The organism is Kitasatospora sp. NPDC048715, from assembly GCF_043198905.1.
In the GTDB taxonomy this organism is placed as follows: domain Bacteria; phylum Actinomycetota; class Actinomycetes; order Streptomycetales; family Streptomycetaceae; genus Kitasatospora; species Kitasatospora lactacystinica.
Genome location: NZ_JBICVH010000010.1, coordinates 259,681 through 274,973, shown reverse-complemented (window position 1 = coordinate 274,973; position 15,293 = coordinate 259,681). Strand labels below are relative to the sequence as shown.

Annotated in this window: 17 protein-coding genes and 1 tRNA gene; 8 read left to right on the top strand and 10 right to left on the bottom strand. The window is 70.9% G+C overall.

Annotated features, from left to right (window positions below; all coding sequences use genetic code 11):
- Window positions 1-29: 29 nt before the first annotated feature.
- Both ACGFSC_RS20755 and ACGFSC_RS20750 read right to left on the bottom strand, forming a co-directional pair.
- Window positions 30-779 carry a hypothetical protein gene (locus ACGFSC_RS20755; protein ID WP_359905060.1) on the bottom strand — a complete coding sequence of 250 codons (750 nt, stop codon included), beginning with the start codon at window positions 777-779 and terminating at the stop codon, window positions 30-32.
- An 8-nt stretch (window positions 780-787) separates the two neighbouring features.
- Window positions 788-1,105: a hypothetical protein gene (locus ACGFSC_RS20750; RefSeq protein ID WP_359905063.1), complete on the bottom strand. Its 318-nt coding sequence runs from the start codon at window positions 1,103-1,105 to the stop codon at window positions 788-790.
- A gap of 307 nt (window positions 1,106-1,412) precedes the next feature.
- Here ACGFSC_RS20750 and ACGFSC_RS20745 point away from each other — a divergent pair, with 307 nt between their 5' ends.
- Window positions 1,413-1,856 (top strand): helix-turn-helix domain-containing protein, encoded by a 444-nt coding sequence (locus ACGFSC_RS20745; RefSeq protein WP_359905065.1) that lies wholly within the window; start codon window positions 1,413-1,415, stop codon window positions 1,854-1,856.
- A 213-nt stretch (window positions 1,857-2,069) separates the two neighbouring features.
- On the opposite strand, the gene ACGFSC_RS20740 is transcribed toward ACGFSC_RS20745, so the two are convergent.
- Window positions 2,070-2,306, bottom strand: coding sequence for a hypothetical protein (locus ACGFSC_RS20740; RefSeq protein WP_359905068.1), 237 nt, complete (start codon window positions 2,304-2,306; stop codon window positions 2,070-2,072).
- A 182-nt stretch (window positions 2,307-2,488) separates the two neighbouring features.
- Here ACGFSC_RS20740 and ACGFSC_RS20735 point away from each other — a divergent pair, with 182 nt between their 5' ends.
- Together ACGFSC_RS20735 and ACGFSC_RS20730 are read left to right on the top strand one after the other, a co-directional pair.
- Window positions 2,489-3,517 carry an NlpC/P60 family protein gene (locus ACGFSC_RS20735; RefSeq protein WP_359905071.1) on the top strand — a complete coding sequence of 343 codons (1,029 nt, stop codon included), beginning with the start codon at window positions 2,489-2,491 and terminating at the stop codon, window positions 3,515-3,517.
- A gap of 63 nt (window positions 3,518-3,580) precedes the next feature.
- Window positions 3,581-4,288, top strand: coding sequence for a hypothetical protein (locus ACGFSC_RS20730; RefSeq protein ID WP_359905074.1), 708 nt, complete (start codon window positions 3,581-3,583; stop codon window positions 4,286-4,288).
- A 102-nt stretch (window positions 4,289-4,390) separates the two neighbouring features.
- On the opposite strand, the gene ACGFSC_RS20725 is transcribed toward ACGFSC_RS20730, so the two are convergent.
- The 3 genes from ACGFSC_RS20725 to ACGFSC_RS20715 form a co-directional block, all read right to left on the bottom strand.
- Window positions 4,391-4,612: a hypothetical protein gene (locus tag ACGFSC_RS20725; protein ID WP_359914438.1), complete on the bottom strand. Its 222-nt coding sequence runs from the start codon at window positions 4,610-4,612 to the stop codon at window positions 4,391-4,393.
- 139 nt (window positions 4,613-4,751) lie between these two features.
- On the bottom strand, window positions 4,752-4,982 hold the full coding sequence (locus ACGFSC_RS20720; protein ID WP_359914440.1) for a hypothetical protein: 231 nt from the start codon (window positions 4,980-4,982) through the stop codon (window positions 4,752-4,754).
- On the bottom strand, window positions 4,979-5,173 hold the full coding sequence (locus ACGFSC_RS20715) for a helix-turn-helix domain-containing protein (protein ID WP_359914443.1): 195 nt from the start codon (window positions 5,171-5,173) through the stop codon (window positions 4,979-4,981). Before ACGFSC_RS20715 ends, ACGFSC_RS20720 begins: the two co-directional genes overlap by 4 nt.
- Before the next feature lie 267 nt (window positions 5,174-5,440).
- Here ACGFSC_RS20715 and ACGFSC_RS20710 point away from each other — a divergent pair, with 267 nt between their 5' ends.
- The 3 genes from ACGFSC_RS20710 to ACGFSC_RS20700 all read left to right on the top strand — a co-directional run bounded on the left by ACGFSC_RS20710 (window position 5,441) and on the right by ACGFSC_RS20700 (window position 8,159).
- Window positions 5,441-6,058, top strand: coding sequence for a helix-turn-helix transcriptional regulator (locus ACGFSC_RS20710; protein WP_359914445.1), 618 nt, complete (start codon window positions 5,441-5,443; stop codon window positions 6,056-6,058).
- A 142-nt stretch (window positions 6,059-6,200) separates the two neighbouring features.
- Entirely contained in the window at window positions 6,201-6,722 is a 522-nt protein-coding gene (locus ACGFSC_RS20705; RefSeq protein ID WP_359914448.1) for a hypothetical protein, read from the top strand.
- Between the two features lie 288 nt (window positions 6,723-7,010).
- Window positions 7,011-8,159, top strand: a complete 1,149-nt coding sequence (locus ACGFSC_RS20700) for a tyrosine-type recombinase/integrase (RefSeq protein ID WP_359914450.1) — start codon at window positions 7,011-7,013, stop codon at window positions 8,157-8,159.
- A 79-nt stretch (window positions 8,160-8,238) separates the two neighbouring features.
- Here ACGFSC_RS20700 and ACGFSC_RS20695 read toward each other — a convergent pair.
- Window positions 8,239-8,310 (bottom strand) — tRNA-Val (locus tag ACGFSC_RS20695).
- 172 nt (window positions 8,311-8,482) lie between these two features.
- Here ACGFSC_RS20695 and ACGFSC_RS20690 point away from each other — a divergent pair.
- Both ACGFSC_RS20690 and ACGFSC_RS20685 read left to right on the top strand, forming a co-directional pair.
- Window positions 8,483-9,892: a hypothetical protein gene (locus tag ACGFSC_RS20690; protein WP_359914453.1), complete on the top strand. Its 1,410-nt coding sequence runs from the start codon at window positions 8,483-8,485 to the stop codon at window positions 9,890-9,892.
- Window positions 9,893-10,013: 121 nt separating this feature from the next.
- A complete protein-coding gene (locus ACGFSC_RS20685) occupies window positions 10,014-10,232 on the top strand; it encodes a zinc ribbon domain-containing protein (RefSeq protein WP_359914456.1) in 219 nt (72 codons plus the stop codon).
- Window positions 10,233-10,248: 16 nt separating this feature from the next.
- On the opposite strand, the gene ACGFSC_RS20680 is transcribed toward ACGFSC_RS20685, so the two are convergent.
- The 3 genes from ACGFSC_RS20680 to ACGFSC_RS20670 form a co-directional block, all read right to left on the bottom strand.
- Window positions 10,249-11,082 (bottom strand): HAD family hydrolase, encoded by an 834-nt coding sequence (locus ACGFSC_RS20680; RefSeq protein ID WP_359914459.1) that lies wholly within the window; start codon window positions 11,080-11,082, stop codon window positions 10,249-10,251.
- On the bottom strand, window positions 11,082-13,766 hold the full coding sequence (locus ACGFSC_RS20675; RefSeq protein ID WP_359914462.1) for a phosphoribosyltransferase: 2,685 nt from the start codon (window positions 13,764-13,766) through the stop codon (window positions 11,082-11,084). The genes ACGFSC_RS20680 and ACGFSC_RS20675 overlap by 1 nt, the downstream gene beginning before the upstream one ends.
- A 178-nt stretch (window positions 13,767-13,944) precedes the next feature.
- Window positions 13,945-15,228, bottom strand: coding sequence for an HpcH/HpaI aldolase/citrate lyase family protein (locus ACGFSC_RS20670; protein ID WP_359914464.1), 1,284 nt, complete (start codon window positions 15,226-15,228; stop codon window positions 13,945-13,947).
- Between the last annotated feature and the right edge of the window lie 65 nt (window positions 15,229-15,293).

The window sequence follows — 15,293 nt, the reverse complement described above, 5'->3', positions numbered from 1 at the left end:
GGGCCCCCTGGTAGTGCTGGTGACCATGGTTATCGCTTCAGTTCCTGCCAGCCCTTGGCCGAGGCTTGGGGGCTGCCCGGCTCGGCGACGAGGCTGGTGTAGTCGGTGGTGGAGTTGCCCGAGGGGGCGGGAATGCGCCAGTCGGTCGCGGACCAGGTCAGGTCGAGCGGGTAGACGCCCATGCGGGTCTGAATCCCGGCGCCGGGAACACTGGCGGTGTAGGTGGCCAGCAGCAGGACCTGGACGTTGTCGGGGCCGACCGAGCGCACCTGGTACTCGACGGGCGACAGGACGACGGAGGTCCCAGGCTGCAACTGGCCGCTCTTCGGCAGGCCGAGTCCCTTGCGCGTGGCGGCCGGGCCCTGGGCGAGGACGTCTGCGGCGTTGGACCAGGAGTCGACGGCGACGAGCCGGGCGACGGCCGCTGCGCGGTCGGGTTCAAGGGTGGAGCCGAGCTGGCGCCAGTACTCGACCGCCGCCGAAACAGCGCCTACCGTGGAATGCGGGTAGCCCACCTGAACCCCGTTGACGAGGCGCTCTCCGCGGACGAGCTGGAGCGGGCCGGTCAGCCCGAGGGCGGGCGACCCGGTGGAGTCCACACCGGTGACCGAGCCCGGCGGCGGGATGGCGGCCGGCGGCGTGAACACCTTGGGCCCGCGGGGCTCGCTGCCGGACTCGATGGCGACCCCTACGGCGACGAAGGCAAGCAGGCCAACGACACCGAGGAGGAGCAGCGGCAGAATCCGGCGGCGGGGGCGGTGGTCGAGGAACTGGTTCATGGCGTGGCCTAGGCCGCCGCGCCGAAAACGGTGTTCACGACGGGGATCGCGCATGCGGTCACGATCACGCCGCCCAGCGACCAGACCAGGCTCCTCTTCCCCTTCTCCGCGGAGTCGGGCCTGTTGGAGAGGTGGCCTATGCCCATCAGGCCGCCCGAGACCACCGCGGCGACGGCGCACGCGATCAGGGCGCCCCACTTCGCGTAGCTCAAGAGGAGGTTCGCGCCCTTGCTGCCGTTCGTCGGGTCGGCCGGTGCCGGATTCTGGATATCGGCGAGGTAGTGAACGTCAGCAAGGTAGTGAACGGCTTGCAGGGTGAGGGACATACCGGGCTCCCGGAAGGCAGACATGCCAGCGATCCCGCAGGATCCGTCCTGGTCAGAAGGAGCCGCCCCTGCTGTCGGGCACGGGGAGGCGGATGAAGCGGCCTTCACCTGGGTTCAGCACGGGGGGTCAGTGCTATTCACTCTGGCTAATTGGCCGTGAGCAAACGATAAACGCCCACGAGCCCGACGCGTCAACCAAAGTGAATGTGACTAGCCTCACCCGAACACTCTCTGTTTACGGTGGCTAATCGGCGTCACTGTGCGCAACGATGAGACCCAGTCAGATCTGAGGGGTGCTACGCGCGTCATGCCAGTCGAAGAATCCGCCGAGGCCGGGTCGATCGCGAGCCGGTTGAACCACCTGTTCGAGACGGTGCACCCTGCCGACCGAGGCCCGTACACCAACCCCGAAGTCGCCCAGGCGATCAACACGAAGGCCGGCCACCAGGTCCTCGGGCCCACCTATCTGTGGCAGCTGCGCAAGGGCAAGCGGACCGACCCAACGCACAGTCGCCTCAAGGCAATTGCCGACTTCTTTGGCGTCTCTCCGCTCTACTTCTACGAGGAGGAGATGGCGAAGCGGACCGACGAGCAGCTCCGCCTCGCGGGCGCGCTGCGCAATGCGTCGATCCGGCAGATGGTGCTCGACGCGGACGGGCTCTCGGAGCGCAGCATGGCGGCCATCACCACCATGATCCAATCCGCGCGGGCGATGGAGGGCCTACCCGACCCCGGGGTCGCGCCCGAGTGACGAGCGCCACACGCCAGGTCACTCGCCAGATCATCACAAACTCACACAGTCGGCACACTCCGGGTGGCCACTCGCATACAGTTCTGCGAGCCGGGAGGAGTAACCGGCCGACTACCGTCGCCTGCTCCATAGGACTGCCTCCCGATCAGGGAGGCATCTTTCATGAGCGCGTCGCAGCTCTGCGGCAACCGACAGCCGGTCCAGAGCACCCCTTCACAGGCACTGCGGCGAGCACTTGCGGCAGCCGCCCCACCAGCACTGGATGAAGCGCCGCCGAACCGCCCGCTTGAGGCGGTGGAAGTCCGGCCCCACATGGGCATCGCCGACGCCGTCCTCCACCTGGCATTCCCGGACCTGAGGCCCGCCGCCCTCCAGCACATCTTCGGACGCATCGGCGGCTAAGCCGCTCGCAGCAGACGCCACGGCCGCGTGACGGTCGAACTCCGCCACCCCGCAAGAACCTCCCGGCGGTGAGGCACGCCTAACGAGATTCACTTTGGCTAACTAGTGGCACTGATCACCCTCACTCTGGTTGACCAGAGCGGGTCACATCAGCCTATGGTTCGATCAATTCCAATTAGCTGATGTGAATCGGCCGCGCGCCTCCGACGCGCCGGCCTCAGAGGTGGCACGTGAAGAAGGCAGCCCATCTGGCGCTGACAGGCGTTCTGGCGCCCTTCGGGGTGGTTCTTGGCATCGCACTCTCCGGCGGAGGAACTGCCTCCGCTACCCCGGCCGTCTCCCCCGGCGGGTTGGGTTGCTTCAAGCCGGCGGCACCCGGGCAGGCCACCGCAGACGGACAGCAGCTGACCACCGAGCAGATCAACAACGGCCAGATCATCTATCAGGTCTCGGTCCAGCTCAAGCTGCCGCCACAGGCGGCGGTGGTCGCGATCGCGACCGCCTTGCAGGAGTCGACGCTTAGGAACCTCAGTTCCGGAGACCTGGACTCGGTCGGCCTGTTCCAGCAGCGCCCGTCGCAGGGCTGGGGCTCGGTTGCACAGATCATGGACCCCGTCTACGCCGCGACCAAGTTCTACGCGGCGTTGGTGAAGGTTCCGGGCTGGGAGGCCTTGCCGGTCACCGTGGCCGCTCAGCGAGTTCAGGCAAGCGCGTTCCCGTCCGCCTACGCGAAGTGGGAGAGCACCGCCCAGCAGCTGGTGGCCACCTACAGCGGGAACGCCACGAACTGCTCGCTCGGCAACGGCGACGGCCAGACGACGACCGACGCCATCAGCCTCCCCGCCGGCTTCTCCCTCCCGGCCGGAACCCCCGTCCAGGTCGTGACCGCGATCAAGTTCGGCATCTCGAAGTTGGGAATGCCCTACCAGTGGGGCGGCACCGGCGATCCGAGCTACGACTGCTCCGGCCTGATGCTGCGCGCCTACGAGGCCGCCGGCATCAAGATCAGCAGGACGACTTTCGAGCAGGTCTTCAACGGGACGCCGGTCTACGCTGCATCGCAGCTCAAACCGGGCGACCTCATCTTCCTGGCCGGGAGCGACGGCACGCCGACCTCGCCCGGCCACGTCGGGATGTACCTCGGGTCGAACCTCGTCCTGGACGCGCCGCGGACAGGCAAGAACATCCAGATCACGACCTTCACCGGCGGATACTGGGACAAGCAGGCGGTCGCCTTCCGACGGATCGTTCCCTCGTAGTTTCCGATTGATCTTGTCCTGGCCCGGCAGCACCTCCGGCGCCCCTCGACGTAAGCAGGGAACATGATCCAACATTCGTGGAGCCGGACGGCCCGCGAACTCTCCGAACGGACGGAGCTTGCGCGCAGCGCCGCGACCACGGTGGAAGCCGTTCACGACCAGTTCCCCGGTGGCCGCGGGCAGGACGAGCGCGACAGCCGAGAGCGACTGTTCTCCGCCGTCGCGCTCAGCCGGGCGCGGGACGCCGCTCTGCTCAAGGCCGCCCGGTTCGCCCTCCGCCGCCGTGCCGCCGGCCGACCCGCACCGCTGTGGCTTCCGCACGGTCGGCTTCTGCCCGGAGCCGCTGCCCCTCGCTGGTGGCGCAGCGCCGCCGTCTTCCGCGACGACGCCGGGATCTGGCGGTTGATCCCGCTGGCCGGTCCCGAGAGCCTCGTCGGACTTCCGGAGGACGACCCGCTGGTCCTGGACGTGGCCGAGCAGGCCCGACTCCTGCGGGCCAGCCTGCTCGGTCACCGGAACCGCGACGCCTACTACGAGGCGTTCGAGCCCGACGGCCAGCGCGGGCAGGGCACTTCGGTCCCGCCCAGCACCGTGCTCGGCAGGAAGACGGGCTGGAAGGTTCAGACCTGGCTGCACCCCAACCTCGGAATGCGGGTGCGGGCCGACCTGGAGGAGGAGTTCAAGCGGGCCAACCGTGACCGCCACGCGGTCTGGGAGCGGTCCAGGGCATACGGCGCTGCGGTTGCGGAGCTGCTGGGCCGCGTGAGCTGACCTGGCTGACGACGATGCCGGCCGACGGTTCGGCTTGCGTACGCAGGCAGAAGGCCGGGGGCCTCACCGTTCGCGGTGAGGCCCCCGGCCTTCTGCCTGTCTTCACTCTCTGGCCAGCGTTCCCCTGTCGGTGGTGGTCCACTCGGCGCGGCCGGCCTGGCCGTCTGAGGGCGGCCACTGGACGTGCACGCCTCCGGGTCGCACGTCGAGGATCAGTCCGCGCAGGTACCGGCCGGAGCCGTCCTTGGTGGTCGCCATCCAGTGTCGACCTACCCAAGTGGTGGGAGGCTGCTCGGCGTAGCGGTCGTGGGTGAAGCTGTGCATGGTGAACTCCTGCGGTGGTGAGGGTGGCTTCGGCGCCGTTCTGTCGGGATGAGCGGCTCCGGCTACGGCGGGCGGGGCGGGGGCGGACCTCCGCCCGGGCCGGCTGGCCAGCCAACAGGGGCGCCGGGCCACCGCCGCGTCACCGTGCTTCCCCGTTCCATCCGCGGCTGTCGCGCACCAAGCCCGCCGAGCCCCAGAGCCTGACGTCGGACGGCCGGTAGCGCCGGAGGCCGTCAGGGGTCTCGGTGTACTTGGGGCCGGTGCCCGCACCACCCAGTTCCCGCAGGTCCGCGCTCGTGATGCCGAGGTAGACCGCCGCGTCGTCCGCGGACCACCATGGGCGGCGAGTCGTGCCGAGCTGTCGCTTCATCGCCCGCTCCCCGTGTCGGAAGAGCGGGTTTCCAACCACTGCCGCACGTCCCGCGGGTCGTACCGCCTGTGGCGCCCCACCTTGTAGCTCCGCGGTCCGGTGCCCTTCCAGTTCATCTGGTAGATCGACTGCGTCGGCACACCCAGGAACTCCGCGAGCTCCTGCAAGGTCCACAACCTGTCCGTACTCATGAGCACTCACATCTCGTCCACTTGTCATTTCGACAATTTTGCTTGTCGTTTGGACAACCGAGATGAGCATCGAACAACACGGGCACGATTGTCAATGCGACACATGAACTTGTCATTTCGACACTCTTGGCGCCATCCACCCGGGCCCAGTCGCCCCGCGAGAGGACTGCTTGTCGAATCGACGCACTCCGACGGGCCTACGGGTTGTCGATTGCACAATCGAGAGGCGATGAGTAGAGTTGCCGATACGACAAGCAAGGAGGCCAGATGTCGAGCGACTCGGCCCCGCCGACCCTGTCGGTGAGCGACGCGGTAGCGCTTCGGGTGAAGGAGGCCCGAAATCGACGTGGGTGGACGGTGAAGCAACTAGCAGCCGCCTGCCACGATGCCGGCGCAACCAAGCTGACGGCCCCCGTCCTGGCCAACATCGAGACGGGTCGGCGCGACACGAACGGCGTTCGACGGCGCGAGCTTTCGATCGACGAAGTCGTGGCCCTCGCAGTGGCGTTGGACATCTCGCCGATCCACCTGCTTGGCCTGCCGGACGAGGCCGTACCGGGTACGAAGCTCCTACTGACTCCCGAACTGGCAGTCAGTGACGGCGAGTTGCTGATGGAGTGGTTCAGCGGGCAGAAGGCTCTACCTCAGAGCGACTCCCGGCAGTTCTACTCGACGGCCATCCAGCGGAGGCCGGCTGGAGACAGTCAGCGGACCCTCGCCGACCTCACCAGCTCGGTGCTCCAGGACCGGGCCGCCGCGATGACCGCGGCCTTCAACTCGGAGATGGCAGCGACCCTGGAGAAGATCAACGCTGCGGTTCAGTCGGGCTCAAGCCCGGAAGAACTCGCCGCCCTGCTCAAGCCCGGCGACTCCGACTCGAAGTAGGGCAGCCACAGCACCCGGCGTTCGGCACCGCCGCGACGCCAGTACAGCGAACCCGATTGCGCGACCGACCGGTCCCGCACCCGTACGGGCAGAAAAAGAGGCGATCTTATGACATGCATATATCAACGATTGGCAGAAGACCATGCTCCACGCTCGGATCGAGGACCGCGGTAAGCACGCGGACTACCTGCTGGCCGTCGGACGCGCTCGCGCGGCCGGCCGCACCCCTCCGGCCCGCTACCGCGTCCGCTGGCGCGACGAGTCGGGCACTTCCCACAGCCTGAGCGTGCCGACCCTGCACCTCGCGGCGGCCGCGCGGGCCGATATCGCCCACGGCCGGGCGCCGGTGACGCTCAACCGCCTGGTCGATCACTGGTCGTCCCTGCCGGTGCAATCCACCCGGCCAGGGGCGCCGAGGTTCCCGAACCGCAGGCCTCTCGACCTGCACGTGCTGCCGCGCCTGGGGCGCAGGCTCGCCATCACGATCACCCGAGCGGACATCGAGCGCCTGGTGTCGGTCCTGCGCGCCGAGGGTCAGCTGAGCGCCGCCACGATCAACGGCCTCCTCGCAGCACTCAAGCGCGTCCTGGAATACGCCGTCCGCCACGGGCACTTGCCCAGCAACCCGGCGCTCGGCATCCGGCCGATCCCACGGCCGGCCTGACCTCCGGCACAGCACCCCGGCCTCCGGACCTCACTCTTCCGCACCGCGCCGCCGTCACTATTGGCGCGGCACGCGGATCACCGATAAACCATGCAACCCGAAATGCGGCAGAAGCCGCGCATTCGAACGGGCAGAAAGAAGGAATGGATATGACCATGAACATTGCAAGGCAGATCCAGGTGATTTATGTCCCGCGTTTGGATAGAAGACCGAATTAACCATGCCGACTTCAAGGCGGCAGTAGCGAAAGCAAAGTCCAGCGGACGCACTGCTCCCGGCAGGTTCCGCGTGCGATGGTACGACCCGGACGGCCAGGCTCGCATGAAGACCGTCCGGCGAAAGGTCGATGCCGAAGCCACTCGGACCGAGCTGGAGGAAAAGCTCGGCAACGGAACCTACCGAGACCCATCTGCGGGCCGCACGAAGTTCGCAGAGATTGCGGAAGAGTGGTTCACGGCCAAGCTCAATGTGAAGCGTTCGACGCGCGCCAGGTACCGCATCGCGCTCGACACATACGTGATCCCCAAATGGGGATCAACTCCGGTCGCTCGCATCCAGTTCGACGGCATCGCCAAGTGGCTCAGCGACATCCTCGCGGACTCCGTATCCAACGGAAAACCCCTCTCCGCGAGCACCATTCGGAAGATCCACGTCGTCCTTAAGGGAGTACTGGACTATGCAGTGCGTGCGCGCCGGATTGCCTATAACCCGGCAATCGGAATCCCGCTCCCTCGCTACGTCCCGCCGGAGCACGTTTACCTGGACAACGTGCAGGTGGAAAACCTCGCTGACGCTTGCGGCGAGTATCGGACGCTGATCCTATTTCTTGCCTATACCGGAGTCCGCTGGGGCGAAGCCACGGCAATCAAGATCAGTCGCGTAAACCTTGCCACCCGACGCGTTCGGATCGCCGAGACGTGGAGTCGAGACAAAGGCGGCCTATACCTCGACACTCCGAAGAACCATGAGCGCCGCTCGGTTCCAGTGCCCGCGTTCCTTCTCAAGGAACTCGAATTGCTGATGGCCGGCCGCGATCCAGACGACCTTCTCTTCACAGCCCCCGAGGGCGGAAAGCTGATCGTCGGCAACTTCACGCGTCGGCGGTTCAAGAAGGCTCTGGAGAGCGCTGGCCTGGCAGACCTCGGCATCACGCTTCACAAACTGCGGCACACTGCAGCTTCCCTGGCAATCGCCAGTGGCGCCGACGTCAAGGTGGTCCAGACCATGCTGGGCCACAAGACCGCGACCCTGACGCTGGACACGTACGGTCACCTCTGGCCGGACCGTCTGGATGAGGTGTCAGACCGGCTCGACAGCCAGCGGTCGAAGGTGCTCAAGCTGGCGAAGAAGAAGGCCGAGAAGGCACAGAAGAAGGCGGCCAAGCTCGCCGCCGAAGTCGCTGCCTTGGAGGCAGCTGCCGACGCCGCTGCGGCGTGATGTGTTCTAAATGTGTTTCGGGCCGTGGTGTCGGCTCTTTCGAGCTGCCACCACGGCCCTCTGACCTGCATGTTCGCTGTGGGCGCGGACGGTTTCGAACCGCCGACATCTGCTTTGTAAGAGCAGCGCTCTACCACTGAGCTACGCGCCCCCTGCCGTATGCCCGGTGGGCGTACGACGAGTGCCTAGGGTACCTGGTCCCGGGAGGTGGTGTGGGCCGGGTGTCCGGTGGGGTGGCGGGTGGGCGGGGGTGCGGCGGGGTGCGGGGCCGTGAGGTGGATGGGGTGGGAGGGGGTGCCGGGCCGGTGGGGGGATCGGGGAGAATGGAGGCCGGATCAGCGGGTCGGAGCAGGGAGCGCGCAGTGACGGTGGCCGGCGGGAGCGGGCGGGGGCGGCGTCGGGCGGGGAGTGCGCTGGCCGACGCGTTGGTGTTGCCGGTGGTGCTGGCGGGTGCACTGGGGGCGGTCGGGCTGGCCTCGGCCGGGACCGGCGGCTGGTGGGGCCGGCGCGGCGGCGGTGAGGGCGGACGGGCACAGGCCCGGGAGGCCCGGGCGGCGGCCCAGGAGGCGTTCTACGAGCTGGAGGAGACCCAGCGCGAGGTGCAGCTCGCGGTGGAGACGGTCCGCGCGGCGGAGGAGGGACAGGCGGCGCAGCGCGCGCTGGCCGACCTGGCGGCGATCTCCGGCCGGGTCGACCAGGTCACCGTGAACTACCTCGCCGCGCTCGACGCCCACAACCTGGACAGCGAGACCCTGGACGCGGGCACGGCCGCGCAGGCCAAGCGCCAGTTGGAGGACGTGAAGGGCCAGCTGGGCTCGGCCCGGGCGGAGCTGAACGACTTCCTGCGCCGGCTGCAGCCGACCGTCCAGCACGCCGAGCAGCAGCTGATGCGGGTCACCCCGGCGGTCGAGCAGGCCAAGCGCGCGCTGCTCGCGGCCACCACCGCGCTGGACGAGGCGCGCGGCGCCGGCCTGCGGGCGGACGACCTGGCGGCCCGGCTGGCCGAGCTGGCGCCCGAGCTCGGCCGGCTGAACGAGGGCCCGGCACGGCACGGGGTCGCGGACACCCTGCGGCGCGCGGACGACGTGAAGCACCGCGCCGAGGCGATCGCCGCCGACGCCGGGCAGTTGCCGGAGCGGGCGCGGGAGATCGACCGGCGGGTGGCGAGCCTGCGGACCCGCATCCAGGCACTGGAGACCAAGGCCGCTACGGTCGAGCCCGCTCTGAGCGAGCTGCGCCGCCGGTTCAGCACCGCCTGCTGGCAGGACCTCCAGCGGGTGTCGGACCAGGTCGCGGAGACCGGCCGCGCCGCCGAGCGCAAGCTCGCCGAGGCCGCCCGGGCGCGGGACGAGCAGCGCTGGGCGGACGCCACCGCCGCGATCGGGACGGTCCGCGCGCTGCTGGAGACCGCCGACGGCTCGGTGTCCGCGGTGAACGACCGGCTGCGGCAGCTGAACGAGGTGCAGCACGACCCCAACCGGGAGATCGAGCGCGCCCGTTTCGCGATCCGGGACGCGCAGCGGCTGGCGATGGCCGGGCGCAGCGCGCCGGACCCGCGGCACGCCGCCCCGCTGGACGAGGCGGTGGCCCGGCTGGACCGCGCGGTGGCCGCGCTGGAGGAGGCGGGCCGGCACCCCGACTACTGGCACTTCCTGACCGAGCTCGCGGGCGTGCGGGACACGGCGGCGCGGGTGATCGAGCTGATCCGCGGGGACCTCGGCGGTCACCGGTAGGACCGGTAGGACCGGTAGGACCGGGAACGCCGGTGGCACCGGTAGGACCAGGAGGACCAGGAGGACCAGTGGCGCCGGAACAGGGCTCCCGGCAGCCACCCCCGCTGGGTACGCTGCCGGTATGCCACGCTACGACTTCCGCTGCCGCTCCTGCGGCGCCACCTTCGAGCTCCGCCGCCCGATGGCCCAGGCCAACGACCCCGCCGTCTGCCCGCAGGGCCACGAGGACACCGTGAAGCTGCTGTCCACCGTCGCCGTCACGGGTGGCGCGGCCGCCGCCCAGCAGGCCCCCGCCGCCGGGGGCGGGGGCGGTTGCTGCGGGGGCGGTTGCTGCGGCTGACCGGGGCCGGTCCCGGTCAGACCCCGACCGGCAGGGCGGACGCTCCGGCGAGGAACCGCCGGACGATCTCCTCCCCCGCCGTCACCCCCACCTCCGTCAGGGCGGTGACGCCGGGGGCCGTCCAGCCGCTGTCGGCGAGTTCGCCGTGCCCCGGGCGCCAGCCCGCGTCCGCCGCGAGCAGCAGGTCCGCGTCGAGCAGTGAGTCCCCGGCCGCCAGCACCGTGTCGGCGCCGGCGCGCCGGACGACCTCGGCCAGCGCGGCGCTCTTGGTGAGCGGCGCGGGCACCGCGTACACCTTGCGCCCCTGCAGGGAGACCGTCCAGCCGCGTTCGGCGCACCAGCCGGTCAGCTCGTCGAGCCAGCCCTCCGGCAGCGCGGCGCGCTCGACCACCAGGTAGGCGAACAGCTCGTCGGCGACCCGCCGCTTGTGCGTCCACTCCGGCTCGGCGCAGAGGGCGAGCCGCCGGGTCACCTCCTCCAGCGGGGCCGAGCCGGCCGCTATCCGCGTGGTGATCTCGGCCCGCCAGTCGCGGTCCGGCACGCCGTCCACCAGCAGTTGCCCGCCGTTGGCGCAGATCGCGTACGCGGGGACCCAGTCCGGTGTCGGGCCGGGCAGGTTGACCCGCCCGTACTGCTCCGGTGTCCGGGTGGTGGCCGGGACGAAGCAGACCTCCCGGGCGAGGTCGGCGAGCAGCCCGGCGGCCCGCTCGGTCATGAAGGACAGCGGCCGCCCCTGGTACACCTCGACGCAGAGCAGCCGCGGCGCGAGCCGGTCGGGCTCGGCCAGGGCCATGGCCCGTTCGGAGTAGATCAGCGTCCGGTCGAGGTCGCTGGCCACCAGAACACCCATCAGGAATCCCTCCCCGTAGTCTCGGTCGCGACGCGCCCATCGGTGAAGGCACGCCGGTCGGTCGCGGCACGCCGGTCGGTCACGGCGCTCCCGTCGGCGCCGGGGCGCACGTCGGTGCCGGGGTGCCCGTCGGTACCGCGGTGCCCGTCGGTCACGGCACGCCCGTCGTCCCCGGTCGCCCCGCGGCTGTAGCGGGGGTGGATCAGGCCGACGCAGGTGTACGGCAAGCCGTCCACCTCCTCGACCTCGACTCCGCGCTGGGCGGCGAGCAGCCGGACGTGGTCGAGGTCCGCGCCGGCGCCGCGCCGGGCGAGGATCCGCCAGGGAACGCGCCGCAGCAGCACCCGCGTCGTCTCGCCGACGCCGGGCTTGACCAGGTTGACGTTGTCGATGCCGTACTCGGCGCTGATCCGCTCGACTGCGGCCCAGCCGGCCCAGTCGGGCGCCCGCTGCGGGTCGTCGGCGAGCCGGCCGGCGCCCTCGGCCACCGCGGCACGGACCTCGCCGAAGCGGGCGGCCACCGCGTCCAGGAAGGCCGCCGAGACGTCGCTCCCGGCCAGTTCGGCGTAGTGCTTGGCGCCGTGGAAGTCGTCCGGCCCGATCAGCCCGGCCCGCAGCACGGTGCGCGAGACCAGCCCGGAGACGGTGGAGTTGAGGCAGGCGGACGGGATCAGGAAGTCGTCCCGGGTGCCGTACGTCCGCACGCAGCGGCCCGGGTCGGCCAGCACCGCGAGGTCCGGGTCGAAGTCGGTGCCGGCCAGCGCGCCGGCCAGTTCGCGGGTGATCGCGCCCTTGCCGGTCCAGCCGTCGACGAACACCACGTCCTGCGCGCGGTGGTGGGCCGCCAGGTACCGCAGCGCGACCGGGTCGATGCCGCGGCCGCGCACGATCGAGACCGCGTAGTGCGGGACGGACAGGCCGTGCGCGAAGGCCAGCCAGCGCCGGACCAGGATGCCGACGGGCGTGCCGGCGCGGGCCAGCGAGGCGAGCACCAGCCCGGGGCCGCGCTCGCGCAGCAGCGTCTCGGCGACGGTGCCGACGGCGAGCGCGATCCGGGCGGCGGAGCCGCGCAGTGCCTGCTGGAACAGCTCCTGGTACTCGGGGCTGGGCTGGTACTCGACCGGCAGCGACTCGGCGTAGTGCGCGCCGCCGTTCTGGACGGCCTCCTCGCGCTCCTCGGTGGGGGCTTCGAGCGCGACCCCGGAGAGGTCCTTGAGCAGCCAGGCCACCTCCTCGGCCGGGTACGAGGAGAACGCCGGCCCGTACAGCGGCACGGGCAGCGTCGACGACGGCAACGGCGACGTCAAAGGCAACAGCGACGGCGGAACGGACCGCGGAACGGGCCCAGCCGGCGCGGACGTCGCGGACGTCGCGGACGGCCCAGCCAGCGCGGCACCCCCGGCCACCGGCCGGTGCGAGGGCAGCACGGCGAGCACCACCCGGTCGGTCACCTGCCGCAGCTGGCCGAGCAGCGCCCGCTCGCCCTCGTGCAGCGCCGGGGTGTCGGCCATGTCGTCCACCACCAGCACCACCGCGTCGAAGCGCCGCGCCGGGTCGCTGCCGGGGGCGACGTTGTACGCGTAGCGCTCGGGCGAGCCGCCGTCCTGCGGGTCGTCGTGGGCGGGGAAGGCGAGCCGGGTGCGGATGGCGTAGCCGGGGTCGTCCACCGCCAGGACGGGCGAGCGGGTGGTGGTGGAGAACCGGACGCGGTTGCCGCCGAGCCGTTCGTCGAGGGCGTCGGCCAGGCGCAGCGGCGCGTACATCAGCTCCTCGAAGCCGAGCACCAGCACCCGCCGTGCCCCTGCGGGCAGGGCCTCGGCCAGCTGTCCGGCGAGTCGGGGCAGTGCGGCGTCCAGCCGGGCGCGGTCGCGGGCGGTGAAGCCGTGCCGGCCGCCGTCCGGGAGTCCGGCGGGCCAGTCCAGCTCGATCCGGGCCAGCGGCGCCGCGGGGGCCGCCGGTGGCGCTTCCTCCGGTGCCGCCGCGGCGATCAGCCGCTCGGCCCGGGCCACGACGTCCTCGGGCAGCTCGACGGTCCCGCTCGCGGTGGCCACCAGGTCCAGCCGGACGCCGAGTTCGGCGGCGGCCTCGTCGAGCCGGCGCCGGTCGGCCGCGGAGCGCAGGTCCACCAGGGCGACCACCACGTAGTGGCCGCGGGGGTGCCGGGCGTGCAGGTCGCGGATGGTGTTGAGCACCGTGCGGCCGGTGGAGAACTCGTCGTCCACCAGCACCAGCGGCCCGTCCCCGGCGAGGAGTGCGGGGTCGGCGGGGAGCAGCAGGTGCGAGGTGGCGTGCGAGTGTTCCTCCTCGAAGCCGCCGACCGGGGCCAGGCCGGGCACCGGTCGGCGGGTGGAGTGCAGGTAGGGGGCGTCCAGGCCGTCGGCGACGCTGTGGCCGAGGCCGGTGGCCGTCTCCGCGTAGCCGAGCACGACGGCGCGCGCGGTGGCCGCGGCGCCGAGCAGTTCGCGGACCCGGCGGCCGAGTTCGAGCCCGGTGCCGTGGACCACCGAGGGCCGCTGCGGCACGTGCTTGCCGAGCACGTTGGAGACCAGCAGGTGGGCGCGCTTGGGGTTTCCCGAGCGCAGCGCCAGGCCGACGAGTTCGGGGAGGCGCTCGGATCCGGTCAGCGCGATCCCGGCCCGGTCGGCGACCCAACGGCCGGTCCACGTCTGCGGTGTTGCTGTCACTGCTGGTCCTGCCTTCGATGGTGCGCTGGTGCGTTCGTGCGTTCGTGCGTTGGTACGTCGGTGCGTTGGTGCGTCGGTGCGTCGGTGCGTCGGTGCGTCGGTGCCCGCCGCTCACGGATCCGTCATATCCCCGCCGGGGGAACCGGAGGGAACGGCTCGGGTTCGGTCGCGGAAACAGTCAGCCGCACAGGCAGGCCGACAGCAGTTCCGCGAAGCTCACGTCCTCCCGGGCCACCCCGAACACCTCCGCCCGCAGCAGCACCCGCTCCGCCCAGGCCCGGTGCGGCCGGGCCTCGTTCATCTTGTTGGTGTACGCCGAGCGCAGTACCCCGCCGCCGTCCTGCTCCTGCCGGAGGATGTCCCGGGCGTCGCAGTACTCCTCGTGCGTGACCACGGAGAGGGCGTGCACGGCCGGCACATGGCTGGGGTGGATGCAGGTCTTGCCGAGCAGGCCGTTGGCCCGGTCGAGTTCGACCTCCCGGATCAGTCCGTCCAGGTCGTGTTCGATGATCCGTCGGCGGACCTCCTCCCCGGAGGCCCGCAGTGCCCCGGCGATCCCGGCAGTCCCGACAGCTCCGGCAGTCCCGACAGCTCCGGCGGTCCCGGCGGTCCCGGCCGCAGCCCCGGCCGCGACGGAGACGGACGCCCCCGCGAACGGGGTCCGGCGCAGCTGCGGCTTGAACATCCGCTCCTGCACCGGGAAGTACTCCCAGACCGGTCCGGTGACGGTGTACCCGGTGCCGTCCGCCCGGCCGAGCACGTTGACCACGTCCCCGATCACCGACGCGACCAGCGCCACGTCGTACGCGGTGAGGTCGGGCGAGCGCCGCAGGCCGTACGCGGAGCAGAGGTCGGTGACGCCGAGCCGGACGGCGAGCACCCGCTCGCGGTGGCCGGCGAGCAGGTCGGCGATGCCGAAGAGCTGGTCCCGCCTGGTCTCCAGGTGGGCGAGTTCGGGCGACTCCAGGACGGGCATGGCGAACAGCCGCCGCCCGGTCGCGGCCTCGGCGGCGGCCAGCGCGGCCAGGTACTCGCCACCGTTCTCGGGGGTGAACTTCGGCAGCACGAAGCCGCTCAGCAGTTCGACGGCCGGTCCGAGGCGCCGGGCCAGGTCGAGGATCTGGGCGGCGGTGCGGACCCTGATGAAGAGCAGGGGGTGGCTCTGTGCACAGGAGGTGAAATCCTTGACCAGGTCATTCAGTTGCTCGACCAGGTTCCGCTCGCCCGCGTCCACCTCGTGGTCGGCGATCGCGTCCTCCAGGCAGAGCACCATCGACACCACGCCCCGACCAGCGAGTTTGCGGATGTCGGCGGCCAGGGCGGGTCGGGTGGCCGGGCTGTAGAGGGTGCCGCCGAGGGCGGTGGCGAGCACCGTCGGCTCGCTCCGCACGTCGAACGGGCGCGGCTGTTCCAGGAAGAGCCGGCCGCGTACGTCCTCGGCGAGGTGGCCGAAATGGCGCAAGGTGCTCTCCTCCAGGAAGTGGACCGGCCCCTGACCGGTTGCCGACGACACCCTGGTCAACCGGC

What these genes read in the sequence shown, in the direction of transcription:
- ACGFSC_RS20755 (WP_359905060.1), bottom strand. Translation starts at nt 779, where the DNA reads ATGAACCAGTTCCTCGACCACCGCCCCCGCCGCCGGATTCTGCCGCTG.
- ACGFSC_RS20750 (WP_359905063.1), bottom strand. Translation starts at nt 1,105, where the DNA reads ATGTCCCTCACCCTGCAAGCCGTTCACTACCTTGCTGACGTTCACTAC.
- ACGFSC_RS20745 (WP_359905065.1), top strand. Translation starts at nt 1,413, where the DNA reads ATGCCAGTCGAAGAATCCGCCGAGGCCGGGTCGATCGCGAGCCGGTTG.
- ACGFSC_RS20730 (WP_359905074.1), top strand. Translation starts at nt 3,581, where the DNA reads ATGATCCAACATTCGTGGAGCCGGACGGCCCGCGAACTCTCCGAACGG.
- ACGFSC_RS20725 (WP_359914438.1), bottom strand. Translation starts at nt 4,612, where the DNA reads ATGCACAGCTTCACCCACGACCGCTACGCCGAGCAGCCTCCCACCACT.
- ACGFSC_RS20720 (WP_359914440.1), bottom strand. Translation starts at nt 4,982, where the DNA reads ATGAAGCGACAGCTCGGCACGACTCGCCGCCCATGGTGGTCCGCGGAC.
- ACGFSC_RS20715 (WP_359914443.1), bottom strand. Translation starts at nt 5,173, where the DNA reads ATGAGTACGGACAGGTTGTGGACCTTGCAGGAGCTCGCGGAGTTCCTG.
- ACGFSC_RS20710 (WP_359914445.1), top strand. Translation starts at nt 5,441, where the DNA reads ATGTCGAGCGACTCGGCCCCGCCGACCCTGTCGGTGAGCGACGCGGTA.
- ACGFSC_RS20705 (WP_359914448.1), top strand. Translation starts at nt 6,201, where the DNA reads ATGCTCCACGCTCGGATCGAGGACCGCGGTAAGCACGCGGACTACCTG.
- ACGFSC_RS20690 (WP_359914453.1), top strand. Translation starts at nt 8,483, where the DNA reads ATGGAGGCCGGATCAGCGGGTCGGAGCAGGGAGCGCGCAGTGACGGTG.
- ACGFSC_RS20685 (WP_359914456.1), top strand. Translation starts at nt 10,014, where the DNA reads ATGCCACGCTACGACTTCCGCTGCCGCTCCTGCGGCGCCACCTTCGAG.
- ACGFSC_RS20680 (WP_359914459.1), bottom strand. Translation starts at nt 11,082, where the DNA reads ATGGGTGTTCTGGTGGCCAGCGACCTCGACCGGACGCTGATCTACTCC.